This is a genomic window from Abyssibius alkaniclasticus (genome assembly GCF_020447305.1).
Taxonomy (GTDB): Bacteria; Pseudomonadota; Alphaproteobacteria; order Rhodobacterales; family Rhodobacteraceae; genus Abyssibius; species Abyssibius alkaniclasticus.
Window position 1 is genome coordinate 996,496 of sequence record NZ_CP095732.1, and the last position, 25,445, is coordinate 1,021,940.

21 protein-coding genes and 1 pseudogene are annotated in these 25,445 nt (G+C 60.8%); 4 read left to right on the plus strand and 18 right to left on the minus strand.

Translation table 11 applies throughout. The features are described 5' to 3' along the window. Positions 1-61: 61 nt before the first annotated feature. From LGT41_RS05190 to LGT41_RS05245, 12 genes and pseudogenes are all read right to left on the minus strand, one after another. Positions 62-1,390, minus strand: a complete 1,329-nt coding sequence (locus LGT41_RS05190; RefSeq protein ID WP_274129022.1) for a site-specific DNA-methyltransferase — start codon at positions 1,388-1,390, stop codon at positions 62-64. Beyond that, on the minus strand, positions 1,387-2,649 hold the full coding sequence (locus tag LGT41_RS05195) for a site-specific DNA-methyltransferase (protein ID WP_274129023.1): 1,263 nt from the start codon (positions 2,647-2,649) through the stop codon (positions 1,387-1,389). Before LGT41_RS05195 ends, LGT41_RS05190 begins: the two co-directional genes overlap by 4 nt. Positions 2,650-3,074: 425 nt before the next feature. After that, positions 3,075-4,148, minus strand: a complete 1,074-nt coding sequence (locus LGT41_RS05200; RefSeq protein ID WP_274129024.1) for a hypothetical protein — start codon at positions 4,146-4,148, stop codon at positions 3,075-3,077. Then, the gene (locus tag LGT41_RS05205; RefSeq protein WP_274129025.1) at positions 4,141-6,600 is read right to left on the minus strand and encodes a DEAD/DEAH box helicase family protein; all 2,460 of its coding nucleotides are present in this window, start codon (positions 6,598-6,600) and stop codon (positions 4,141-4,143) included. Before LGT41_RS05205 ends, LGT41_RS05200 begins: the two co-directional genes overlap by 8 nt. Next, on the minus strand, positions 6,600-9,686 hold the full coding sequence (locus tag LGT41_RS05210; RefSeq protein WP_274129026.1) for a DNA methyltransferase: 3,087 nt from the start codon (positions 9,684-9,686) through the stop codon (positions 6,600-6,602). The genes LGT41_RS05205 and LGT41_RS05210 overlap by 1 nt, the downstream gene beginning before the upstream one ends. A gap of 141 nt (positions 9,687-9,827) precedes the next feature. Then, entirely contained in the window at positions 9,828-10,496 is a 669-nt protein-coding gene (locus LGT41_RS05215; RefSeq protein WP_274129027.1) for a hypothetical protein, read from the minus strand. Then, a complete protein-coding gene (locus tag LGT41_RS05220) occupies positions 10,493-11,065 on the minus strand; it encodes a DNA methyltransferase (RefSeq protein WP_274129028.1) in 573 nt (190 codons plus the stop codon). The genes LGT41_RS05215 and LGT41_RS05220 overlap by 4 nt, the downstream gene beginning before the upstream one ends. A gap of 49 nt (positions 11,066-11,114) precedes the next feature. Continuing rightward, positions 11,115-11,576 (minus strand): annotated as a pseudogene (locus LGT41_RS05225) (DNA cytosine methyltransferase); the annotation flags it as partial. A gap of 5 nt (positions 11,577-11,581) precedes the next feature. Continuing rightward, complete coding sequence (locus LGT41_RS05230; protein ID WP_274129029.1) at positions 11,582-12,589, minus strand: helix-turn-helix domain-containing protein; 1,008 nt, start codon at positions 12,587-12,589, stop codon at positions 11,582-11,584. Further along, a complete protein-coding gene (locus tag LGT41_RS05235) occupies positions 12,586-12,981 on the minus strand; it encodes a VRR-NUC domain-containing protein (protein ID WP_274129030.1) in 396 nt (131 codons plus the stop codon). Before LGT41_RS05235 ends, LGT41_RS05230 begins: the two co-directional genes overlap by 4 nt. Further along, positions 12,978-13,217 carry a hypothetical protein gene (locus LGT41_RS05240; protein WP_274129031.1) on the minus strand — a complete coding sequence of 80 codons (240 nt, stop codon included), beginning with the start codon at positions 13,215-13,217 and terminating at the stop codon, positions 12,978-12,980. Before LGT41_RS05240 ends, LGT41_RS05235 begins: the two co-directional genes overlap by 4 nt. Further along, complete coding sequence (locus LGT41_RS05245; protein WP_274129032.1) at positions 13,217-13,474, minus strand: helix-turn-helix transcriptional regulator; 258 nt, start codon at positions 13,472-13,474, stop codon at positions 13,217-13,219. The genes LGT41_RS05240 and LGT41_RS05245 overlap by 1 nt, the downstream gene beginning before the upstream one ends. A gap of 574 nt (positions 13,475-14,048) precedes the next feature. Here LGT41_RS05245 and LGT41_RS05250 point away from each other — a divergent pair. Then, the gene (locus LGT41_RS05250; RefSeq protein WP_274129033.1) at positions 14,049-15,314 is read left to right on the plus strand and encodes a tyrosine-type recombinase/integrase; all 1,266 of its coding nucleotides are present in this window, start codon (positions 14,049-14,051) and stop codon (positions 15,312-15,314) included. Positions 15,315-15,339: 25 nt separating this feature from the next. Here LGT41_RS05250 and LGT41_RS05255 read toward each other — a convergent pair whose 3' ends face one another. Then, a complete protein-coding gene (locus tag LGT41_RS05255) occupies positions 15,340-15,939 on the minus strand; it encodes a hypothetical protein (RefSeq protein ID WP_074556166.1) in 600 nt (199 codons plus the stop codon). Between the two features lie 336 nt (positions 15,940-16,275). On the opposite strand from LGT41_RS05255, the gene LGT41_RS05260 reads away from it, so the two are divergent. From LGT41_RS05260 to LGT41_RS05270, 3 genes are all read left to right on the plus strand, one after another. Next, the gene (locus LGT41_RS05260; protein WP_274129034.1) at positions 16,276-18,210 is read left to right on the plus strand and encodes an ATP-dependent nuclease; all 1,935 of its coding nucleotides are present in this window, start codon (positions 16,276-16,278) and stop codon (positions 18,208-18,210) included. 75 nt (positions 18,211-18,285) lie between these two features. Further along, entirely contained in the window at positions 18,286-19,635 is a 1,350-nt protein-coding gene (locus LGT41_RS05265) for a DUF7986 domain-containing protein (protein WP_274129035.1), read from the plus strand. Between the two features lie 475 nt (positions 19,636-20,110). Continuing rightward, positions 20,111-20,746, plus strand: a complete 636-nt coding sequence (locus tag LGT41_RS05270) for a hypothetical protein (RefSeq protein WP_274129036.1) — start codon at positions 20,111-20,113, stop codon at positions 20,744-20,746. 58 nt (positions 20,747-20,804) lie between these two features. Here the strand turns inward: LGT41_RS05270 and LGT41_RS05275 are convergent, their stop codons facing one another. The 5 genes from LGT41_RS05275 to LGT41_RS05295 all read right to left on the minus strand — a co-directional run bounded on the left by LGT41_RS05275 (position 20,805) and on the right by LGT41_RS05295 (position 25,444). After that, positions 20,805-21,122 (minus strand): Arm DNA-binding domain-containing protein, encoded by a 318-nt coding sequence (locus LGT41_RS05275; protein WP_274129037.1) that lies wholly within the window; start codon positions 21,120-21,122, stop codon positions 20,805-20,807. A 298-nt stretch (positions 21,123-21,420) separates the two neighbouring features. Continuing rightward, positions 21,421-22,365 (minus strand): carbohydrate kinase family protein, encoded by a 945-nt coding sequence (locus LGT41_RS05280; RefSeq protein WP_274129038.1) that lies wholly within the window; start codon positions 22,363-22,365, stop codon positions 21,421-21,423. A gap of 4 nt (positions 22,366-22,369) precedes the next feature. Beyond that, a complete protein-coding gene (locus LGT41_RS05285) occupies positions 22,370-23,386 on the minus strand; it encodes an SIS domain-containing protein (protein ID WP_274129039.1) in 1,017 nt (338 codons plus the stop codon). 2 nt (positions 23,387-23,388) lie between these two features. Then, complete coding sequence (locus LGT41_RS05290) at positions 23,389-24,372, minus strand: 2-hydroxyacid dehydrogenase (RefSeq protein ID WP_274129040.1); 984 nt, start codon at positions 24,370-24,372, stop codon at positions 23,389-23,391. 7 nt (positions 24,373-24,379) lie between these two features. Continuing rightward, positions 24,380-25,444, minus strand: a complete 1,065-nt coding sequence (locus tag LGT41_RS05295; protein WP_274129041.1) for an ABC transporter ATP-binding protein — start codon at positions 25,442-25,444, stop codon at positions 24,380-24,382. Position 25,445 lies beyond the last annotated feature (1 nt).

The following is a 25,445-nucleotide window of genomic DNA, read 5'->3' on the forward strand; positions in this document are numbered from 1 at the left end:
GGTTGTGAGCAACGTCCCCTCCGTCCCGCAAAGCTGACACAGCGTCTGGTTCTCTACCACGTTAATCGCTCGCAAGTATCGCCTTCCGCCCCGTCGCCAACTCCCACCGCCGCACGGCAACGTCGCAGTAGACCGGGTCCAGTTCCACCGCGCAGCAGCGCCGCCCGGTGCGTTCCGCGGCGATCAGCTGGGTGCCGGAGCCGCAGAAGGGTTCGAACACCAGGTCGCCGGGGTCGGAGAATGCCTCCAGCACCGCCTCCACCAGCGCCACCGGGAACACGGCCGGGTGGGATCCGGCGGCGCCCAGCCCGCCCTTGTGGCGCATGATCCGGAACACGCTGTCGGGGATGCGATGGCTCTGGATCGCCTTGCCGAAGCCGGTCTTGCGGTGGACCGTGCCGTCGGCCCCGCGCAACCCGCCGCCGCCGAGGGTCTCGCCTGCGTGCTTGCTCTCTACCGTCTTGTTCGGCTTCCGCGGCTGGCGGTTGAAGTGGAAGATGAACTCGTGCGACGGCGCGAGGCGGCCGTTCCAGTCGCCCGGAAGCCCGGGCCCCTGGTCCCAGACATACCAGCCGAAGCGCCGCCAGCCCTGCGCGCGCATCCAGTCGAGCCAACCCTCCCAATACGGGATCCACTCGCCATCGCGATGGACGAGGCCGAGGTTCACCAGCAGCTGGGCATCGGCGGTGACGGGCGCCGCGGCGAACATGCCCTGCATCAGCGCATCCCAGTCGCCGACCTTTTCCTTCGCCGCGCCATAGTCGCGCTGCTGCGCGTAGGGCGGCGAGGTGAAGAGGAGCGCCGCCTGCGCACCGTCCATCAGCCGCGCCACCACGGCAGGGTCGGTGGCATCGCCGCAGATCAGCCGATGATCGCCCAGCGCCCAGATGTCGCCCGGTCGGGTGATCGGATCGGCCGGGGCCTCGGGGATCGTATCGGCGGTGTCATCATCGATGGGTGTGCGGTCGTCGGCATCGTTCAGCAGCGCGTCCAGTTCGTCCTCGGGGATGCCGATCAACCCGAGGTCAAAGTCCTCGGCCATCAGGCCCCGCAGTTCCTCGAGCAGCAGCGCCTCGTCCCACCCGCCCAGTTCGGTCAGCTTGTTGTCGGCGATCCGATACGCGCGCCGCTGCGCTTCGGTCAGATGGCCCAGCACGATGACCGGCACCTCGGACAGGCCAAGTTGCGCGGCCGCCAGGACACGGCCATGGCCAGCGATCAACTCGCCATCCGCGGCGACGAGGCAGGGGACCGTCCAGCCGAATTCGGCCATGCTGGCGGCGATCTTCGTGACCTGGTCGGCATCGTGGGATTTGGCATTCCGCGCGTAAGGCCGGAGGCGGGCCAGCGGCCAATGCTCGATCCGGCCGGGCAGGAGGGGCGCGTTCATGCCGGGAGCCGCTTCGCCTTGAGGGCGGCGAAGGTTTCGCCGGTTTCCGCCAGCACAGCCTCTTGGCCGGTGAAGGACTGCCAGCGCTCGATGGCCACGTCGACATAGGCCGGGTTCAACTCGACCCCGAAGCACACCCGGCCCGTGGTTTCCGCCGCGATCAGGGTGGTGCCGGATCCCATGAAGGGTTCATAGACCGCCTGGCCGGGGCTGGAATTGTTCAGGATCGGCCGCCGCATGCATTCGACCGGCTTTTGCGTGCCGTGTACGGTGTCGGCATCCTGATCCCGGTTGGCGATCTGCCACAGCGTGGTCTGCTTGCGGTCCCCGGCCCAGTGCCCCTGGCCTTTGGCGCGCACCGCATACCAGCAGGGTTCGTGCTGCCAGTGGTAGTCGCCGCGGCTGAGGACCAGCCGGTCCTTCGCCCAGATGATCTGCGACCGGATCGCGAAACCAGCAGCGGTCAGGCTGTCCGCCACGGTCGCGGCATGCAGCGCGCCGTGCCAGACATAGGCGACGTCGCCGGGGAACAGCGCCCAGGCTTCGCGCCAGTCGGCGCGGTCGTCATTCAGTACCTTGCCAGTGCGTTTCGTCTTCGCGGCCCCCGCGGCATTGCGCCAGGAGGGATCGTATTCGACGCCATAGGGCGGGTCGGTGACCATCAGCAGGGGACGCACATCACCGAGTAGCCGCCCCACCACATCGGCCGCGGTGCTGTCGCCGCAGATCAGCCGGTGCGCGCCGAACTGCCAGATGTCGCCCGGCACCGAAACTGGCGTGACAGGCAGATCGGGAACATCGTCCTCGCCCTCGACCGGGCCGTCGCCGCCCAGCGCCTCGGGATCCCGCAGAAGCGCGTCGAGGTCATCGTCGCTGATGCCGAGCAGCGTCAGGTCGAAATCCTCGGCCAAGAGCCCCGCGATCTCGTCGCGCAACAGGGCTTCGTCCCACTCGCCCAGTTCGGTCAGCTTGTTATCGGCGATCCGGTAGGCCCGGCGTTCCGCCTCGTCGAGATGGCTGAGCCGGATCACCGGCACCTCGGTCAGCCCGAGCATGGTCGCAGCCAGCACCCGACCATGGCCCGCGATCAGCTCGCCGTCGTCGGCGACCATGCAGGGGACGGTCCAGCCGAACTTGGCCATGCTGGCGGCGATCTTCGCCACCTGGTCGTAGCCGTGCATCTTGGCATTGCGGGCATAGGGGCGCAGCCGGGCAATCGGCCAAGTTTCAATCTGGCTCGGCGCGAAGACGAGGTCCATGGGATGGGGCTCGGGATGTGGGGGAGGGGAAATGAAAAGCGCCCGCGAGGGGGTTCCTCCGGGCGCAATTCTTCGATGATCAAGGGGTAGGTCAATGGGGGCAGGTCTGTCAACCCGAAAAGTGAAGCGGATTCAACGGCTTCTGACGAATTGGCTTCCAGGGGTGGCTTCCGGCTACCTGGCTTCCCCGGAGGTGGCTTCCCTGGCTTCCCGCCGGGAATCCACCCCGGCCAGATCGTGATTCCGCAAGCCGCTGATCTGACTCAAGAATTCCGGCATCAGCGCGCTAGGTGGCTTCCGCCTGGCTTCCCCGGTGAAAACGCCTCACGCTAGCGAACCGCCGCGCTGCGCCCCCCCGCATACGTTCAGGGCCGGGGAGGAACCAGAGGAGGGGGGGATAACCTTCGGTTTCGGCCCGTTTTGGGTCAGAGCGTTTCGGAGAAGTGCGCGAGCAGGAAGCGACTTGGCTGGTCCTTATCGGCCCACGCGTCCCAAAGCGAACGCGCAACGGAATCCGAAGAAGTGATCAACCTGTTGACTTGGTCATGCCTCTTCTGACGCGCACGCGATCCAAAACTGCCATCCGTGCCGGGCAAGAGGTAGTCGTCCACAATTGACGACGTGAAATCGCTGACGGTTCTTGCCTTTCGATGCCGAATGGCCAAGTCCGCCTGGATTTCGCTGGCAAACTGCACAGGAGCCGACTTGCCATAGAATTCTGCCGCGAGCTTCCATACCTCGTCCAGAGCGTTATCCTCGATCAGCAGGCGCAGGACCTCCGGAATGTAGTCGTCGGCGCGTGCCTCTTGGAACACAATTCGTGCCTGGGCGAACTGCTCCTTGGTCGGCGGGTGCGTGTCGTCGTTCGCGTCTCTTACCAAAAACTTGCGTTGTTCCCGCAGGCCATCGAAACTCGATGTCGACACTAGGACTCCACGAATTCTGAACGTCCAAGTCTGATCGTCTATTGTGACCGGGCCGATCTCGTCGTGTAGAAAATGCGGCACGATCTGGGTGCAAACGACTTTGTACTCACCCCAACCAGCATGAGCGCCCAGCGCAAGGCCTTTCGGATCTGCGAACCCGAAAGTCTGGGTGCGGTTTTCCTCATCAACGATCCAGATGACGAAGTCGGGATAGTACCAGTCCGAAGAATCAACCCGTAGCCTGAAGGACTTGGCGTCCTTTTCTATGTTCCGCTTCAGCCAGACCTTTCGTTTTCCCCAGACCAGGGGCGTAGAAGCCGCCTTTGGGTAGTCCTTTTTGGGATAGAGGTAGGTGATCAGGTCGCGAACGAACTTCTCCTCTTCACGGTTCAATGCCCCGGGCCCAGACAAAACGCCTGAGCCCTGCTGGTCGAGCAGAAGGGGTTGGTAGACGCTTCCAGGGGCGAGAACTTCGCAGTTATTGCTGGTGGCGCTGACAATCAGGGGCAGATTCTGCACGTCAGGGCACAGCACACGGTCACCGAACAAATTCGGTTGGGATTTGTCAGGCATTAGTGATTTCCTTGAAATACTGGCTTGGAATGCCGCTTTCCGACGCGCCAATGATCTCGTACCGGCTGTGCTTGGCTTCGATCTTGCGGTAAGCGCTTTCGAACAATTTCCTCGCCACCGTACTGGCCGCTATCTGAAGACGCTGCATGTCCTGCCGACTTTGAATGCTGCAGAAGCCCGGCAGCGCCCAAACCTCGTACGGGCCCGAATGAAGGGCTGTGCTGACCGAAGTACGATCGAACCGGAGGTTCCACCGTTTTCCAATGCCCTTCCACTGGACGAGATCTGAATAGATCGCGTCGATGTCGAGGAGATGCGCGGTCTGCTTGAACGCTGCAGTGACGTCGGAGCCAACACGGGCTGCATTCTCATCCAGACCATCTCGCCCGATGCGTGCGGTTGCGACACCAGCCGCATAAGACACAACAACCTTGTTTACGGATTTCAGCCATTTTGGCTCGCGAAGGTCGACAAGGAACGCGCTTTGTTGCGGGCCGACGGCCTTGATGGACAGAAGCGCGGGTGTTTCGGGAAGCCAGTTCTGTACGTCGCAGACGGTCCTGGTCTTTTCTCCGATTCCGTTCTCGAACAGCCCAGCAAGGAAAGCCTGCAGATACCGGGACTTCAGGCCGAAGACGAAGGCCGTCTGCAGCGCAGCCAAATCGCCTTTGATATCGCGCAGGCGCTTGCCGTTGCCGTTCGTTCCAGCAAATCGAACGACCCGCCCGAACATCTGGATGATGAGCGAGCCTTCGTTCTGGCCCAGACGAAGAAGGGTCAAGCTCGAGGCCCTGTAGTTGTCCCATCCTTCAGCAAAGCGGCGAGAGCCGATCAACAGGTTCACGCCCGAGTTGGCCAGTTCCAGGTCCGCGAACAGTGATGCGGTGAAAGCGTCATCTTCGACTTCGAGGGACGCTGCCTCCAGCGCATCTTTCAGGCCCTTCACATCGCCGACGTTCACGACGCCATAGTAATGCACGCTGTCGCCGCGACGAAGGCCGAGCCCCATCTCGCCCGGTGACGTCTTCAAGACACGGAACAACGGAACGTCACCGTCCTGCCAGCCGAACACGTCGTTCAGTATTCGGGCTTGGATTGCCGCCGCAGACATCCCCTGCAACCCTGTGGTCACGACCTCAGGCAGGAGGCTGGCACCTTGTCGGGCTGCATCCAGCACGCGAGTGATGCCTTCCGAGATGAAGTCATCTTCTGAAAGCGCCCGGTCGAGATACCGCAGGACATCGATGACGTCGGACGTCTGCTCCTTGTCGCCTTCGTTCTTGCCGCCGATCACGGAAAGGCCGAGCAGGACCCATAGCGGCTTCGCGATACGAATACCCCGGTCCTTGATTTGCTTCTGTACATCCGATTTGCCGAAGGATGCCAACTGATACCAATACGCGATCAGCGCCGCGGTCAGGGTCGTGTGCTGGATTTCCTCGGTGGTCTCGTCGTGCCCGTCGAGCTTCACATTCCAGAAATCCTTGCCGTAAAGATCGGCATGAAACCGGTCGTAGGCATAGTCGAGCATAATGGCTTTGGCATAGCGGCCGAACGTGGCCTCGGCCTCCGCCACCTGGCCGAAGGTCGCCGAGAATTCGACCAGCATGCCGCGATGGTCGGGCTGGCTGTCCCCGATCCCGGCGAGGTCAGATTGCAGCTTCTTCCAGACGCTTTCTTCACTGCGCTGGCCCTTATGCCCTTCGTCGACGAAAACGAGATTGCGCCCATCACGGAAGACCGATGTGGGGATGGTCACTCCGTCGCCCTTCTTGGTTTCGGCCAGTTTGTTGATGTCGACGACGATCACAGTGTCAGGATGCAGGCGGCCTAGGCTCGAGGCATCGCCATCCATCGGATAGGCAAAGACATCGAACGCCTTTGTTTCCCTCAGCTTGTCGGCATGCTGGCGCGACAGGTTTTCGGATGGCGTGATCAGGATGGTGCGATCCCATGTACCCGCGGCGTGAAGCATCGCGATGCAGGCGTGCAGCACATGGGTTTTGCCGGAACCGGTGGCCATCCAGAACGCGGCAAACTGCAGATCGTCCGCGGTGAAGGGGCTGATCGTCTCGCTACGGTTCTTCTGTGCCCAATCGGCAAGGAAGGCATTCAGCCGCTCAAGGAACGCACCCTCGTCCGTGCTGCGGCACTTCTGCCAATGCGCGAACAGGATCAGCGACAGATATTGCGCATAGCGCGGCGCCAGCTTCACTGTCTGGCACGCGGCACGGACCGCCTGATCCGCCTCTGTCAGCAGGGATGCATCACCCCGGCAAAGCGATTCCAGCAGCGACAGATAGTTGCCGTCTGCCATCGCCAGATCGGCTGTCATCGTGTCTTCGACCGTCGAGAGCCCGCGCATGACGGCGGCCAGATCCAGCCCGAGTTCGTAGGCCAGCGCATCGCGCAGGACGAGGGCCTTCTTCAGCCTGGCGTGACCGGATGCCATCAGCGCCCCCCGAACTGGGTGGCAAAGATGGCTTCGATGGCCTCGAACCGCTCGCAGCCTTCAAAGGCCAGCTCCGGCATCGCGTTCGTCAGGAAGCGATCGGCGGGGTGCTCGGCCATCTTCGCCTTGCACCAGGCCTCATTCCCTTCCTGGTCGCATTCGCGGAACAGCACGGTGACAGACCGATTGCGACGGTCAGTGCCGGTGATGACCACGCCCTGATCTTCGCGGTAGAGGCGCGCGGCATCGAGGCCGAGCAGATAGATCAGGCTTTCGACCAGATCGACCTCGCGGTCCACGGCCTCACCGCCGCCTTGCGCGCATTTGATGCTGTAGCCAAAGGGTGAGCGGAAATGGTCGACCGACTGGAACAGCTTTCGCGCTTCACGGTCGAGGCGATACTGGATGGAAAAGGCTAGGTTTTCGAACGCGAGGGCGTCTTGTTCGCCGCCTTGCACCAAGGCGAGGTTCTCTAGCGTGTCTTCGTACTGTTCAAGCCGCTGGACGCGGATGAATATGCCGGGTCCCCGCAGATCGACTGCGCTGCCGTCTTTCCACACATTTGACGCAGCAGCCTTCTTCAGACGAGGTAGTGTGGCGACTTCAAAGTAATCGTTCGCCTCAAATAGAATGAACTGGCGGTGCCCGTGATCTTGCTGATTAAGCAACATGGTCGCATGGGCTGTGGTCGCAGATCCACCGAAGCAGTCGATAACCGTCGCCTCAAGGTTATTTCTCAATCCCGAGACACGCAGGCAGTCTGCAACGGCGTGTACTGATTTTGGGAAAATGAATTTGTGCGCGCTGCCGAACATTCGGGAAAGAAGGTTCGTCCCGTACTCGACAGCCGAATATTCCTTCTTGTCCCACCAGGTCTGAGGGAGCAAACCGTCATCGTTGATGCGCCATTTACGATAGATAGCGGTTTTACCCTTGGAGTCATTCCTGACTTTGAAGTGGTGAAGGTTCTTCCTGGCGGTAGGGACGGTGAAATCCCAAATGCGCTCATTGCCCTTGGAGTCGATGGGCCAAATCACTTCCTCATCGGCGTCTGGTTCGTCAATGATCCTGTAGTTCCGTTGTTCGTTGTCCCATTCCAGGTTTGGAATTCTGATATCCGCACCCTTAACGTAAAAGGGATAGAATTGCCGTGGTCGGGTTGTGCGATAGGTGTTGACTCCGCCATGCTTCCGGAAGTTCGTCCATTCGAAGTATCCAAACTCATCTTTCTCTTTGTAGCGGGCCTTCTGGTCTTCGCTGTGTTCAAGCCGGTTGACATTGGCCCATCCTTCAATTCCGAGGAACACTGCATACTCATGGCAGATCGAGAAGCCCGTCGTTGCCGTTCTACCTGCAGGGTTATTCTTGATAGGACAGATTCCAAGAACACCATACTCCGACAGATCAGTGTCAATAAATGATCTCAGGCGGTGCAGTTCCGAGTCATCGATAGTGATGCAGAGGATCGCATCAGATGTCAGGATGGGCTTCAGCGATGAGTGGCGGTCTGCCATCATCGCAAGCCATGACGCGTGGCGGTATCCATTCTTGTAAGAAATCGGGCCGGCGTCGGTGTTGTAAGGTGGGTCGTTATAAAGAACTTGGACGGACCCGCGATATTTCTCAGTAATCGTGTTGAGAGCTTGCCAATTGTCTGAGTGGATCGCCACTCCATCGAGCACAGCATCAAGATCATTCGTGGCGGTTATTGCCTTTGTGAGGCTCCACCGGAGGGTATCGGGGAAGTTCCTTGTGTCGATCGTCAAAGGAAGCCATCGGGCCTGAGCTTCTTGAGCCAGATCGGCGGGAACAACCTCACGACACTGATCTGCCTTCGAGATGTCCCCTAGCCCCAGATCCTTCCACTCAGTTCTTTGCGCGGCAATGATCTGCGGGAGATGGCTCACCAGCCAGTCTTCGCCTGCCAGCTTGGCAATCCTGTCGAGCGTGATGACATAGCGCGTGGTGAAGACCAGCTTCTTCTTCTCCCACAGGGATTTCTGGAAATCCTCCAGCACCGCCAGGAAGTCGATGATCTGCTGGCCGATCTCGCGCACGATCCGGCCGACCCTGATCAGGCGGCGGGGCAGGTCGGTGTCGATCAGCAGCTGGTCGGCGTTCAGCACCTCGGTCTTCAGGAAGATGTCGAGGTCTTCGCGCAGGGCAGCGCCCAGCCGCTTGTGGATGAAGAAATCCGACTGGTTGCGTGCAACGAAGTGGTTCAGCCAGCGCTTCAGTTCAGCCTCGTCGGCGTTGATGTGCCCCTGGATGGCCTTGACGATGTCGTCCTTCTGCTTGTTGGACTGCGCGCCCTTCAGATACTTCAGCAAGACGATGTACCGGCCATCTTCGGCCTTGGTAACAGTATCGATCTCGTAATGCGCCTTGTCCGTCGGCTTCAGGCTGGCGCGCGTCTTCTGCAGTTCTTCGGGTTCGACCGAGAAGACGATGCGTTCGCCATTGGACAGGCGAACGGTGAAGTCGGTGAACGTGTCGCCCGACTTGATGTAATACATATCCTCCGTCGCCCAGTGGAACTCAGTGTCCTCACCGGTCGAGCGGATGTAACGGCTACCATCCCGGCCATAGCGGCGTTCGACGATGAAATCACCGTCCTGGTAATGGCGCGAGAAAAACTGATAAAGGCGGTTCAACACCTCGCGGCGGTCGGTGCCGACATTTTCGCTGGCGCGCAGCTGTTCTTGAAGTGAGCGGTATTCGTCGACTTTCGATTTGAAGGCGGGGAAGCGCTCGGCCTGATCAAGCAGATCGCGCCGTTCTTGGTCGTTCATGCCCGGCTTTATGCCGAATTCGCCTTCGATTTGCTTAAGCCGAAGACGATCCCCGGCTGATTCCTCATCATCTGCTTTGCGAAAGGCCATGGCGAGGATTTCAGATAGTTTTCCACCTTCCAGCGCCTTGGTGCCGTTCTTTTCGACCACCTGACCGAGGAATGCTTTCACTTCCTGATTGTGATGGCGAATGATCCGGTAAAATCCGAAGTCAAGGCGTTCCGCTTCATCCAGCTGAAACAGTTCCGCCATCAACTCGACAAAGCGGACCTCAGCTTGTTCAATCGTCGTCATCAGATACCTTCCTGCCCCGGCTGCCGCCGCCGCGACATCGTTTTCCGGCGACAATAGACGGCACATCCGCCTAACGGAAGCGGTTTAGGCCGGTTGCTCGGGGTTTCCAAAGGGTTGAAGGGCGTTGAACGGCGCGTGGCCTTATCTGGCCGCCCCCCAAGGCCGTGCCTTCGGCATCGCCGCCGTCACCTCAACCTCCCGCAGCATCCCGCATTCGATCAGACCGTCCCTGACCCAACTCAGCGCCTGCCACCAGTCGTCATATCCACGCCGGGCGGCCTCGATCTGCTGCGGGTGGGGCGAGAACGTGACCGGGCAAGCCATGACGTCGATGGTTTTCCATGTGGCACGGGCGCCCGGGCCGCGCACGCGGATGCGCTCGGTGCCCACGACGACGGTGCCCACATGCGTGCCATGCTGGTTCTGCTTGACGATGGTCGGCACGCAGCGCGGGATGGCGCCGGGCATCCAGTCCGGGGTCAGCCCGGCGCGGGCCAGTTCGGCAACCCTGATCGCCATGCGCTTACCGCCGAGACTGTCGGGGATCCCTGCCACGGTGGCGGCGATGACCTCGGCGTCCTCGTGGGTGTAGCCGCCGATCTTGTGCTGGCCTCCGTCGATCTTGCAGCCCAGCACGGCACGCTGGAGGAGAACGTATTCCAGACCGAAGCCGAAGCCCTCCTCGGTGATGTCCGGGGGCAGGGGCAGGTCAAGTTGTGCCTGTTCCACCCGGAACGCCCATTCCAGCGCGGCCTGCACGCCCAGCGCGCGCTTGATCCTGGTGCCGCTGACGCGGCCGTGGAAACTCATGGGTTCAACCCTTCAAGGAAATCCATCTGCGCCGGGCGCTGGGGCGCATCGGTCGGCCGCCAGATCCAGGGGCCCGAGGCCATGGGCAGCTGCGAGAGCGCGCCACGCATGTGCTGCTGCCAGTGGGTGAACTCCGTTGCCGAGCAGGCGCAGAGCGCGTGACCGATGGGCCAGCCCATCAGCCATCCGACGAAGAGCGGGTTCAGCCGCCGCCGTGACCGGCCCTTGAGGATCCGCCGCGAGACGACGCGCCCATGCGAGGCAATCATCGAAGCCCAGAGCGGGCGCGAGATCGGGGCGTGCGGCAAGGACTGCTGACCATCCGGAAAGGTCGGCTGGGCCGGGAGGGTGAAGCCCTGTTCCGCCCGGTAGTGCAGCAGGTCCATCCGGGACTTGCCGTCGGTGCGGGTGATGCTGGCCTCCGAACTGCCCTTCCAGTTCTGCGCCGCCGGGGTCGGCCAGTGGTTCGGCAGGGATTTCGCGATGCCCAGCGCCAGCGCTTCCGCCTTCCGGGTAAAGTCGCTGTTCCCGGCCGGGTTGTAGCGGCCTGTGCCGGGATGCAGGCTCATCGGTGTGGGCCAGGATGAAGATCCGCAGCCGCTCGTGCGGCGCGCCGACCTCTGCCGCCAAGAACAGGCCCGCCGCAGGCGTGTAGCCCAATCCCCAAAGCTCTCGCAGGACGGTTTCAAGGCCGAGGGTGACGTGCCCGGCGACGTTTTCGAGGAACACCCATTCGGGACGGCATTCGCCGATGACGCGCGCGACGTCGGGCCAGAGGTGGCGGGGATCGTCAGCGCCACCGCGCTTTCCGGCTGCGCTGAAGGGCTGGCAAGGGTATCCGGCGAGGACTGCGTCGAAGGCGCCGCGGAAGGGGCGGGCGTCGAAGCTGCGCAGGTCTGTCCAGATCGGGGCCGGGGCGAAGTATCCGGCGCGCTGGGCCGCGATGAGGACCGCCCTTGGCCAGTCCTCCCATTCCACGAAGGCGCGGGTGTGATAGCCGGGCTCGGCGAGCATGAGGCCCAGATCAAGGCCTCCGCCGCCTGCGCAGAGGGACAATCCGTGCCGGGGACGTGACACCATGCCATTCACCGCACCCCGCGCTCGCGCAGGCGTGCGGCCGTGACCAGCCCCCGGGCCAGCATCGCATCGCGCATCGTGTTGCTGATCGCGCTGACCGGCAGGTAGCGGTCGGAGTTGACAAGATCGGCATAGAACGCAGGCAGGTCGATGATCGGCTTCGCTGCCGGGGCAGGGGCCGCCTTGGGCTTCCGGCGCTTGCGACCGGCATCCTCGACCTTCCGCTGGGCGGCGCGCTGCATGACGCGGTCCAGCGCCTTCGGCCCATCGGGCGGTTCGGGGTGCTCTTGGCGGCTCGCTTCGGCCGCGGCGATGATCTCCGCCTCGGTCAGCCCCAGCTCGTCGCGCCAGCGCTGGACGTGCATTCGGGGCGGCCAGCCTTGCCACCAGCCGGGCAGGGCGTCGGGGTCGAGACCCAGCGCTGCCAGCAGGTCCCCCAAAACCTCATCGGAAATCGCCTTGCGCGCCTGCGCGCCCTCCTCCTCCTTTACTGGTTTACTTAAAGGTTCCCTTACAGGGTTAGTGTCCGAATTCCGGACACGGCTTTCGGGATTTTCCGGACACGGCTCGGCCGGAAAATCGGACACGGCTCCGGCATCCGGCCCGTGTCCGAAATCCGGACACGGCAGGGCGTCGGCAGCACCATCAAGGCGCGAACCCTCGACCATCTCAGCGATTTCCGCACCGTCGCCTTCGCCGTGTCCGATTTCCGGACACGGCACCACAGCCACGGGTGTGAACCCCGGCTCGAACCCCAGGATGTAGCGGGTGGGCAGCTGGCGCTTGGTCACGGGGTCGAGCCGCGGCACCCGCCGCAGCAGGCCCACGGCCTCGAGCTGGCCAAGGTGATCGTTCAGCGTCGACCGGCTGATCTCGCAGTCATGCGCCAGCCGGTCCTGCGACGGGAAGCAGCCGTAGTCGGGGTTGAACCGGTCGCAAAGGTGCCAGAGCACGATCTTGGTCGTGGGCTTCAATCCGCGCTGCTTGATGGCCCAGTTGGTGGCCTCGTGACTCATGGCGCGGGCCTCCGCGGGGCAGGAGCGATGCGCGTGGTGAAGCCGTGATCGGCCAGCGCGCCCAGCGCGTCGTCGAGACTGCGCACCAACGCCCAGCCAAAGCCCTGCGCCTGGACGGCGTCGCGGAACGCTTCCTGTTCTGGCCGCAGCCGCCCCTTCGGCGCCTTCAACTCGAGGAACAGGATACGCCCCTCGCACAGGATCATCAGATCGGCGAACCCGGCATGGACGCCCATGCCGACGAGGATCGCCTGGCGCTTGGCCCCGCGGGGCCCTGCCTCGGTCACCTCGTTGGCACAGTGGTGGATGATGGCGGTGCGGGGCAGAGCGATGCGAAGCGCTTGCACCACGGCGCGCTGCAGATCTGCTTCGGGCGTGCCACGGCGCTTCATTGCGCGGCCCTCCCCTGATCTTCGCGCTGGGCACGTCGCACCGGCCGTCGAGCGTCAACGATGACCAGCAGGCGCTGCGCCTCCGCCCGCTCGGCCGCGCTTTCGCCATGCTGGGCGAGCACATTGCAGGCGAGGCGGATGAGCAGATCGCTGTGATGCGCAACGTCCGCGATAACGGCGCGGGCCTCGGCCACGCGGTCGGCGGGCCAGGCGAAATTGCGAGGGTGGATCGCCATCACCGGCGCCCTCCGGTACGGCGACGGCGCGGGGCGGACTGTTCCTGCTCCTCCAGCCATTCCTCGACGGCGGCGCGGCGGTAGTAGACCTTGCGCCCGGCCCGCACGCAGGGTGGACCCGTCCGCATCGCCTCCCAGCGGCGCAGGGTGTCGACCGAAAGGCCGAGTTCCAGCGCAAGGTCGAGACGGCTGATCCAGCCGACCAGCAGGGTGCGGGGTTTGTCCTTCGGGTCTGGCATCGATCCGAGATGCGGCATCGGGGTCTCCTGGTCCTGGCCCCGAAGATCGGGGACGTCTTGCGGGGACCAGTGAGCGCAGAGCCCGAGGGGTGGCGGCGAGGCGGAGGGTGGCAGAAAGGATGACACCCTTGTGCCACCCCTTGTTTTGTTGGGATTTCCGATGGTGGTCGGAAGGCGTGGGGAAATTACGGCCAGTCCTGCCAGATGGACGAAACGGACGCCAAGGCCGCAAACACCAGCGAACAGCCGGATTGACCGTGTTTGACCGGCATTGATGGGCAAAGAGGGAGTGGCACCCGACATGGCACCCCTGCCACCCATTGAATTCATTGAGGATTTGTCGCTGTGCGGCTCTTCAAAAGCCAGATTTGCAGCGTGATGACCGCGTCTCTGGCCTCAGACGTCCCATTGCACACGTCGGCGCCAGTCGCGCATCGAGCCGCCCAGCGCCTTAAACCCAAGAAAACAAGGGGTGGCACAGCTCTGGCGACCTTCCTGCCACCCTCCGCCTCCCCGCCACATGGGGCGCCATGCTTGCCTTGATAGTCAGGCGAAACCACGCCTCATGTCGGATGCAAGAAGGACCAAAGCCATGCCCGAACGCATCAAGCTGACCGAGAAAGTGCTGCGCGACGCTGAGCCGGTGCCGGGGCGGGACTACCAGATCTTCGACACCGACGTCCGGGGCTTCGCAGCCTGCATCTACCGCGGCGGCGGGCGGGCCTTCACGTTGGACTACCGTCATGCCGGGCGCCAGCGCCGGATGACCTTCGGGCGCTGGCCGGAATGGTCGGTGTCGGCTGCCCGGGAACGGGCCAAGGAACTGCGGCGCGAGATCGACGCCGGGGCCGATCCCTTGGGCCAGCGCGAGGCGAAGCGCGAAGCCCCGCGTGTGACCGACCTGATCGAGCGCTACTGCGCCGAGCATCTGCCGAAGCTGTCAGTGCGGAGCGCGGCCGACCAGCGGTCGGCGCTGGCCAAGATGGTGGCACCTGTCTGGGGCCGGAAGCTGGTGACGGAGATCACGCCGACCGATGTCGACAAGCTCCTGACCAAGATCGCCGAAGGCAGGGCGCGGCCCCACAAGGAAAAGCCCAACAACCGGGCGCGCAAGCTGCAGGGGGCCAAGCCCACGCCGGTGCGCGCCAACCGGATCGGCGAGGTGCTGCGCAAGATGTTCACGCTGGCGGTCCAGTGGGGCTGGTGCGAGGACAACCCCGCCCAGCGCTTTCACCGCCGGACAGAGACCCCGCGCGAACGCTTCCTGTCCAAGGAAGAAATCGCCAGCCTCGCCGCCGCGCTGGATGCCGCAGAAGATCGGCGAGCGGCCGACATCATCCGGATGTGCATGTTGACCGGCGCCCGACTGGGCGAGGTGCGGCAGTCCCGGTTCGAACAGTTCAACCTCGAGCACATGAGCTGGTCAAAGCCGCCCACGATGACGAAGCAGCGCCGCGCCCATCGTGTGCCGATCTCGGACGAGACCGCCGCCATCGTGCGCCAGCGGCTGCTGCTCGTGCCAAAGGGATCGCCGTGGCTCTTTCCCGGCGACACGCCCGGCCAGCCGGTGCAGGAGGTCCGCCGTTTCTGGGCACAGGTCCAGAAGCAATGTGGGCTACAGGACGTCCGGATCCACGATCTTCGCCACACCTTCGCATCGCTTCTGGTCAGTGGCGGGGCTTCGCTGGAAATGATCGGCAAGCTGCTGGGGCACAGCCAGATGCAGACGACCCTGCGTTATGCCCACCTGATGGATTCGCCCCTTCGCGCCGGGGTCGACGCCGTGGCCAGCGCCTTCCGGCCGAAGCCCCGGCTCGTCCATGACGCTGACGATCAGGGCGGCCGAAAGACCGCCTGACCCGGGCAAGCACGGACCCTGATCATCACGCTTCCTCCCGTCGCAGCGCCCTCCATATCGGCGTGATCCGCCTGCGGATCGAACGGCTGTCGGGCATCTTCTTGCCGTCCGACCGATCCGCGAACCAGTCCTGCATCTCGGCAACCAGCTCGGCCTGAGTGGCAGGCAGCCCGTGGTCATGGATCCGCACGATCAGGGCAATGTTCATGCCCTCCCAATCGTAGGGAGTGGCAGCACCTGGCCCGCTCGGCACACGCCGCACCATATCGTTCTCTTCCTCGAAGCCATGCACCTCATCGGCCATGATCATCATGTCCGCGACCGCCACCGTGACCCCGCCGACAGGATCGGTGATGATCTGCCATTGGCTTTTGTCGCCCGTCATGATTCGGCGCACTACGCCCTCGGTCGGGCCGGTCCCGCAGCGGCGGAACAACGGCATCAGGTCCATCGGCGAGACGGCCACCCGACCGGCGACGATCTCCTCGCCGCAACGCACCAGGCCGATGCCGGTCATGATGTGGAACTTGCCCGCCGCGGCCCAGCCTGCGACGTCGGCGATGTTGCAGCCCCAACGGGCCGTGACTTCCTGAAGGGTGTAGTAAACGCGTGGCGGCAAAGCCATGACAGATCATCCTCACATGAACCGAGGACGGGCCGAACTCATACCGCCTGCAGCCCGTGCCAAGGGCGGCACGGGTTAAGTGATCGGGCGCAACGACACGAGAGGCGCCGAGGCGCCTTCGGTCAGAGCGACTGGTGTTCCGATAGACCTGTTATGCTTTTGGTTGAGGGCTGCTCTCCTCTAGGATGCACCCTGACGCGGGCCTCGATTCGGAGCAAGGGGGTGGCCAGATCGATGCTGTGGATAAGCGAGAGGGCTTGTCTGCCAACGATGGTGTCAAGCGAAAGCGCTGCTCACTTGTGGACAAAACCAAGATGGGCAGGCATCACTGCTGGCATGATGAACGATGCCGACCACAACGCCGCAGAGACTGCGATTCCCACTTCAACGACAGTGACCGACTCTAATGTTGGGCAACTGGCGGCGGTGGATGTCCACGACCAATCAGGTGATGGGGAAACGGCAGCCGACCCCAAGGCCGTGACCCTGAAAGGTGTCAAGACGGGATCACCAACTTCAGTTCTTGGCTTGCCTGACACGCGGTCGGTCCGAGCGCGTCGATGGAGCACGCTTGAATCGATCACTGTCCGTGGGTTCAAGGCAACCAAAGAAGCCACGATACCACTGGATCGAGTAACAATCCTTGTTGGCCCAAATGGTTGTGGCAAGTCGTCCGTTCTTCAGGCCATCCATTGGGCGGCGCGATCGGCAAGCTATGTTCTGCCGAAAAACACCAAAGAAATGATATCGTTTGAGCGACTTGATTATGTTCCGTCAAGCGATCCACTCACAACTCTTCACAAAGGGGAATTGAAGTCTGACGCGGCCTCAGTCCCAGTCGAAGTTGTTTTTTCTCATCGCTCAACCAGCGAAGAGACAATTCAGTCGACGATCCGTATTCGCGCAGCGCGGAATCGCGGGGGGGTCACAGTCTACATGGATGGTGGCGCGGCCGTTACCCCCTACAAACAGCGTATCCAATTCATCACTGCCTATATCCCTGGTCTTGCTGGTCTTTCAGAGAAAGAGACCATCTTGGCGCAACCAACTCTACGTCGACAGGCGGCAAGCGGTGATGCAGGTGGCGTACTGCGAAACATACTGCTCAACCTGCGAAGCCGAAGGCCTGACGAGACCGACGATGCAAAAGGAAAAGATCGACTCGCTAAGTTAAATCAAATGGTTCAGCGTGTGCATCCGGGCGCACATGTCGATGTGTCTTTCGATGACCGTGAAGACTATCATATCACGGCAAGTATTCGGACAGATGGGTTCATTGGGCAAAGTCGGCCGCTGGAGACCGCTGCAACAGGTGTTCTCCAAGTGGTTCAAATCTTTGCCTACTTGATCCTCTTCGAACCGAAGGTGATGCTTATTGATGAGCCAGACGCACATCTTCATCCCGACAAGCAGGAGCGGTTGATCGAAGCGCTGGAAAGCGCTGCGTCGGAATATGATACCCAAATCATCCTGACCACACATAGCCCTCACATCGTTCGTGCAGCGAGCCCAACAGCAAAGCTTGTGTGGATGAGGGATGGCACGGTAGAAACGGAAGATGACGAAGCTATCCGGCGCTTGCTCGGATGGGGAGGTCTCGACAAGGGGGCGCTGTTCTTTGTCGAAGACGAAGATGACAAGCCTCTTCGGGCCCTGCTTCGTCAGTGGCCAGACTTGGCACGTCAAATTGCCGTATGCCGTTGCTTCGGTATCGAGAATCTTCCTCGCGACAAGCTGTTGGAAGGGCTTCTGATTGACGGCGAGCTGAAGATCAATGCGCTTCTTCATCGAGACGGTGATTTCATGACACCAGATGAAGCTGATCGCTGGCGGAAAGGATTCAAGACCCCTGGCGTCTTCCCTTGGGTTACAAGTGGGGCCGATATTGAGGCCTACTTCTGTCAGACGGACTATCTCTGTGCGCTCTATGGTGTGTCTGAAGAAATTGCGGAGAATTGGCGACACGATGCCGCCAAGAAGGTGTCAAAGGCACGCGAGACCTTTTTTGCTAAACGCCAGAATGTCGTTCGCGTCATTTGGCCCAATGGCGGATCGCCAGACGCAGAAGCTATGTGGGACAGTGCCGGAGGGCCCATCCCCACAACGGTGAAGGGAAAGAAACTTCATGCTGCACTGAAACCAATCGTGAAGGCGGCAGGCAAGGACGATTCTTTGCTGAATTCGTTCCATATTCCCGAGGGGTTTGTCGCTGCGCCAGAACTCAAATTACTGATTGAGAAAGCAGTCGCGGGGCCGGCGGTCATCGTTTGATTGAAGATGTGTTTAACGCCACGGACGACGTGATGTTACGTACCTTAATTTCGCGACGCGTTACGGACAAAAGGAATGGTGTTGGCCGAGCGCAACGACATATCGGGCCTTCTGGCCTTCATCAGCCGTGAAGGTGACTGGCGGGAGCGGCTGCAGGACGTGGTCGCGGAACACCTGATGCCCGCGCTGGAGGAATTCGAGATCGACCAGGACGGCTTGGCCGACCTGCTGGGCGAGCAGTGGTCTGGCGTCCTTTGGGGCTGTGGTTTCGAGGATTTCCTTGGCCAGCGCTATGAGGACGGCAACATCGTCGATCTCTACCTGAAACGGCGCGGCTGGAAGGAAACGGCGCTGAACAAGGCCTATTTCGCCGCGCTGAGGGATGCGCCGGTCAGTCTTTACGAAGTCAGCGATGTCCAGCCCGGGACGTCTATGGTGCTGCGCGACTTGTTGTCGGATGCCGCACCCCTAACGGTCAGAGAGAAATCCGCCACGCGGACGCTGAAGCAATGGGACAGGATTGCCGTTCGGGTGGTGGCCGAGCGGGATCACCATGTCATCTCCGGGGCGCTGTTGCCCTACCGGGCCGAGGCGGTGGATTTCCTGTTTGCCGGGCTGCGCGATGCCCTGAAGCTGAAGAAACGAGATGCGCTGCGGCTTTCGCACGATCAGCTGATGGGCTGCGCGCCCATCTTCACCTCCACCTGGCTGTTCATCGAGATTGACCGCGCTCTCACTCCGGACCAGCCGCAGTTCACCAATTCGGACGGCGACGATGTGCTGTTCCACGATCTGCGCTACCCGCTTGCCAGCGGCGTGACGCAGAAAGCAGTGGCGGAGCGTTTGGACCGGGTGAAGGGCTTCCTGGCCGAGGGGCCGAAGTTCTGGAACTGGCTGGCCACTCGCGAGGCGCGCGGTGGAAAGGCGGGCGGTGGCATCATGCTGGATACGCAGATGGAGGAGGGGGCCACCGTTCTGGGCTCGCTGGAACTGACGGGTAAGAGGCTGCTAGTGACCGTCAACTCGGCCGAGCGGGCGGCCAAGGTCCAGAAGTTGATCGGCGCGGCCGCCGGGGATCTGCTGAGGGCTCCGTTGACCACGATCCGGACGGTTGAGCAGATGCGGGCCGACCAACGGCGTGACGGGCCAAGTGACGCCGCCGATGAAATCCCGCCCGAGATCGCGCGCCAGCTCATGCGGGATCACCTGGACAAGCACTACCGCGAAGCGCTGGACGCGCCGATCCCGGCGCTGGGCGGCAAGTCACCACGTCAGGCTGTCCGGACGGCTGCGGGGCGCGAGAAGGTGATCGACTGGCTGAAGATGCTGGAGAACCGCAGCGCCGGACATGGGGAGGGGCCGATTGCCGAGTACGATTTTGGCTGGATTTGGGTCGAGCTTGGGCTTCAGGATCATCGGAAATGAAGGCCGACAAGGCGGTCAGCGATGATGATCTGCGGGGGAGGGCGCGAGGGCTACATCAACACCACATCAACCTGCGACTGTAGGCCTCGTGCCGGTCTTGCGTGTGAATCCGTGCGAATGCTGATGTTTGCGAGGGTGAAAATCACGCCATAACAAAGGCTTGCTCCGTAAGACGCTGATTTCGATGATTATTCCGTTTTGCCCTTCCATGGGCTCATAACCTGAAGGTCGTAGGTTCAAATCCTACCCCCGCAACCAAACTTTACACGCAAATACAATACCTTACGCCCCGCATCCGCGGGGACGTCTGCGTTGGGGAAACGCGTGGTGCTACAATGGTGCTACAAATGCCATTCGGATACGCCGTCCGTTGTCCTATCCCAATAGCATAAAACTGCCTAAGGTGGAATAGTATTGTTGTCACGTCGACTTTAACGCGTTACTCGTTTCGAAAAGTAAAGTGTGGGAACGTAAAATGAATTGGCTGAAAATTGTTGCCCTCTGTGTGATGCCTACACCTGGAATTGCTCAAGAGGCAAATTCAAACGTCGATATCATTGAACATAATGGTAGGTATATTTCTGGTGAGATGTCCTTTGCTTGTCCATCGGTTGGCGTGTTGGCGGATTCCGATAACAGTGAATTATCACCAAGTGGGTTGGTCGTCGGTTCCGATGAAAATGGCATTCTAACCTTGAAGGTGCCGATCCCTGAAGGTTGTGATAGTGGCGGAGACTATTACGTCAAATACAGGCTGTGGGCGACAGTGATCGATCCTGAGGTTTTGGAGTTTGTCACTCTTAACCGAGAAATTAGTTGTAGCGGCATCTATAGGCAAGATGATGTTGTCGTTTCGAATTGCCGATTGAACGCTCCTTTCTACCCGATGGATTCCTCAACTTCCGAGTTTCCAAGGCAACCAAGCTGGCCAACTGTGCGTGGCGACCTGTTTTATCTTACAGATTTGGCGGGCGCCTTGGCCACGCTTGGTTTGGCGAGCCGGGAATGTTCAGCTCAGGAGTGGCAGGAGTTTAACGAGCGGGCACCGAGTACCGTGAATGTTCATTGGATGCGACGTGCAAATTGCGATGAATTGGAGATTGTAGAATGACAAATCCGGCACTTATTTACGACTTGATCAATACCGGCAAGATTAACATCTATAATGGTCAGCCATCGCAATTGACGATTGATGGTGCGATGCAGTCCGGCTTGCCAAGTAACACTCTTGCCGGATTTCTTTTGCTAGCCGCCATAGCGAGCTTGCGGGCATTCTCAACCGAGATATCGGGAAACCGCCCCAGCAAGAGCCGCTCGGGCTTACCGTCTATGCGCTTGTACAAATAGAAGCTCTTTGTGCCAGCCCCCGTCACAGCCATCACCAAGCCCTTCTCGCGCTCGTCGTAGTAGTAATCCTTACCGCCTTTAACGGCAGCGGGTGCCTTTGAGAGCGCGGCTTTGGTGAAGTTCAAATGATGGCTGGCCATGGTTACTCCCAAACTGGTGCTACGGTGGTGCTACGCTGGTGCTACACTATGGAGCAATTTTGGGCAATGTTCAGCGTTGACGATAAAGCCATGAACCTATCTAACATACTGACAAAGAACGTTAAAAATATCTTCAGCAATTTCCATCAGTCACCCGCCTATGAGGCTCATAACCTGAAGGTCGTAGGTTCAAATCCTACCCCCGCAACCAGAATTTCCCGAAATATCTGATAGTTTCGCCCTGAATTCACGGAGTGTTTTGAAGGAACTTTGGAAGATCTTCGTGGATTTTGCCGGTTCACCTGCCTGAAGAATTCAACAGCTTCTTTACCTGCGCGTAGTTTTGCAATCCGCCGGTGCCGCCTGTTGCCTGAACGGTCAGGGCGCCACACGCGTTGGCGTGTGCAAGGCAGTCTGCGGGTTTGCTGCGCTTTAGCATTGCGTGCAGGAAGCCAGCATTGAAGCTGTCGCCTGCGCCAGTCGTATCTATCACAGTTGCAGGAAATCCCGGATGGCGGATCTGGCCGTCAGCCGAAGAATACAGCGCGCCGTCGGCTCCAAGTTTCAGGGCAATCGTTTGGGCGCCCATAGCGTGCAGCCGTTCCAACCCATCATGAACATCGGCGCAACCGGTAATTGCTGCGAGTTCAACCTTATTGGGAAAGATGACTGAAACATGCGGCAGCACAGCCGTCAGTGCAGCCTGGTCCCAGGTTTCAGACGGGTCCCAGCCAAGGTCGAGCGAAGTTGTCTGGCCCTCGGACCGGGCGGCGGCGAACAAATCTTCAAGCCCCGGCCGCAAGGCAGATTGAATGAAGAAAGAGCCGACATGCAGGTGCCGCGCATCGTGCAGCAGGTCCATATCAATATCGCCAGTGCCAAAATTGCTCATGGTGCCATAGCGCGTCAAAAGCATTCGGTCCTTTGGGTATGACAGCGAGATTGTCATACCCGTCTGCTGGCCCTGTGCCACCTTTATGCCCGAAATATCAACACCTTCGGCAATCAGCGCATCGCGGCAGAACTGGCCGTAGGTATCATCGCCAACCATGCTGCACATCGCGGTTTTCAACCCGAGGCGCTGCATAAGCACACAGGCAATGGCGGTGGAACTGCCCAAGGTCAGAACTTCGCTTTCAAAGGCTTGCTCGGTGCCAAGACGCGGGCCATCGACCGTGAAGCCAGACAAGATCAGGTCGGGGTTCAACTCGCCAATGGCAAGAACATCAAATTGCCGTTTCATGGCGCTAGAACATCACGACTTTGGACAGATTGACAGGGGCATCGGGGTTCTGGTCGCGGCGCAATGCCGTGGCATAGGCAAAGATTTGCGCCGGAAGCAACACGGCTGCGGCACCCGTTGCATCATCCATGTCAGAAACAGGGCAGGCAAGTTCGGCAATATCGGCATAGGCGGCGGCATCATGGCCGATGACGATCACGCTTGCACCCAGTGCCTTGATGTCACGCGCCAATGCCAAGCCATGATCGCGCTCGGAAAGGGCAAAAAGCACGACGGCAGTATTTTCATCGGCGCAGGCCTTGGGGCCGTGGCGGTAGTCAAGGCTGTGATAGGCCTCGGAGGTCGCAATTGCCATTTCCTGTATTTTGAGCGCGGCTTCCAGTGCCAGCGGGTGCGAAGGGCCCGAAGCAAGAAAGACAAACCGGTCATAGGGGCGCGCATTGGCCAATGCGCTCAGCGGTCCTTCGAAGGCCAGCGCGGCACGACCGGATGCAGGAAGTTTGACAAGCGCTTTGCGGTCCTTCGCTGTGCCAAACAGATATTGCGCGGTTATCAGCATGGTCGAAAATGACCGCAGCATCACCAAACCATCTTCATAGCCTTCAGAAATGAGCAGGCCATGATCGGCCTCATTCAGCAAATCACTTTCTTCTGTGCAACTGATGCCCAACAGTCTGAACCCGGCAGCTTTCAGGGCACGATTGGCCAGGATCAGCTCGCTCGAATAACCCGAACGGCTAAAGCCGATGGCCAGTCGCCGTGCTGCGCTTGGCCGTGTTTCATATTCATCGAGCAGCACCTCACAAGACGGGATTGCGCGCGCATTCAAGCCGCGCCGGCGCATCCAGTCGGCCACGCTGAGCGCAAGATAATACGACGTGCCCGAGCCGAGCAGGATGAATTCATCGAAGTCTTCAACGGCAAAGGGCAGGGCAAGCGCACCGCTTTCAAGCCGGCCAAGCAGCGCTTTCCAGGCATCGGGTTGGCTGATCAGTTCGCGCCAGGTTACATGTCCAGTCATGATCAGACTCCAGGTATAAGGGGGGTGTTAACAAGGTTTGGTGGTGTGTCGCCGTTCAACACGGCAAGCGCATTGCGCACCGCAGCTTCGGCCGCGTCAGATTTGGCCTTGTGCGTGAGGCCCGCCAGATGCGGGGTCAGGATGACGTTATCGAGCGCGAAGAGCGGACTTTCAAACAGCGGTTCGACATTGAACACGTCGAGTGCCGCTCCGGCAATCCTGCCGGTCTGCAAGGCCGAGCAAAGTGCGGCTTCGTCAATCAACTCGCCACGGGCGATGTTCACGATATAGGCGTGGCGCTGCATCAAACCTATTTCGCGCGCCCCGATCATGCCGCGGGTTTGCGCGTTGAGCGAAGCATAGATGCTGACAACATCGGCATTGGCCATCACCTCGTCCAGCGACATATAGCTGATGCCAAGCTCGGCACCGAAATCCGGGTCGGGCGTGCGGGTATGGCAGATGATTTTCATGCCAAAGGCTGCGGCCCGGCGCGCGGCGGCGCGGCCGATTTGCCCAAGCCCGACCATGCCGAAAGTCGCGCCAAATACATCCATGCTTCCCGGCGTATCGGCGGCCCATCGCCCTGCGCGAATGGCAATATCGCCGCGCCGTATCTGGCGCGTTATGGCCAGCATCAGCCCGATGGAAAACTCGGCGCATTGATTGGCGTTCACGCCCTTCACATTCGTTACCGCAATGCCGCGCGCGCTGGCGGCATCGAGATCGATATTATCGGTGCCAGAGGTGTGATGCGCGATCACCCTCACTTTTGGCACAAGATCCAGCGCCGCGGCATCGGTGTTCATCACCCGCCCCATGACGATGGCGTCAAAGCGCGCTAATTCTGCCAGGCCTTCGGTGGCGATTCGTGCAAATGGGATGAGGTCATCGAGATAGGTGACGTTATGGCCCGATTGCTCAAGCGCGGTCACGGCTTTCGGCAGGTCATGCAGGCTGTCGGAAATTACAAGAATGTGCTTCATGCTCAAATCAATTCTTTGTGGCGCGCACACCATCGGCGGCAAAAAAATGCGCTTGGTTCAGGTCGGGTTTCAGCCAGACGGTCTTGCCCGTATCCACGTGCAAGCGGGCTTTGGTGACGATCGTCAGCGCCTGCCCGTCTTTTTCAACAAAGAGCATGGTTTCGCTGCCCGTCGCCTCGAAAGAGGTTACGATGGCGGGCACGGCGCCCTGGGTTTCAACCTCGTAAGCCGCAATATGATCGGGGCGCAGTCCAAGGGTCATGCGGGCATCGGCGGCAAGATCGGCCGGCAGCGGTGCCGCCCAATCCGCAAACAGCCTGATGGCGCCATCCTCAACCGGCCCTTCCAGCAGGTTCATGGCGGGCGAGCCGATGAACGTGGCCACAAAAAGGTTGGCGGGCCGGTCATACAGTTCCAGCGGGCTGCCCACCTGCTCAACAATGCCTGCGCGCAGCACGACGATTTTATCGGCCATTGTCATGGCTTCGATCTGGTCATGGGTAACGTAAATCGAGGTTACGCCCAGACGGCGTTGCAGATCGCGAATTTCCGAACGCATCTGCACGCGCAGCTTGGCATCGAGGTTGGAAAGCGGTTCATCGAACAGAAACACTTTGGGATTGCGCACAATGGCGCGGCCCGTCGCAACCCGCTGGCGCTGCCCGCCCGAAAGCTCTTTCGGGTAGCGGTGCAAATACTCCTCCAGCCCCAGCGATTTTGCGGCGGCCAGAACCTGTTCCCTAATCTTTTCCTTGGGCACGCCTGCCAGTTTCAGCGAGAAGCCCATGTTCTTTTCGACCGTGAAATGCGGGTAAAGCGCGTAATTCTGAAAGACCATTGCGATGTCACGGTCTTTCGGGGCGACATGGGTTATCACCTGCCCGTCAATGGCCACATCGCCGCTGGTGACATCCTCAAGCCCCGCAACCATGCGCAAAAGCGTGGATTTTCCACAGCCCGAGGGGCCAACTAGAATGACAAACTCGCCATCTTCAATGTCGACATTCACACCTTTGATGACATCAACACTGCCAAAGGACTTGTGCAGGTTCCGCAGGGTTACAGTGCCCATT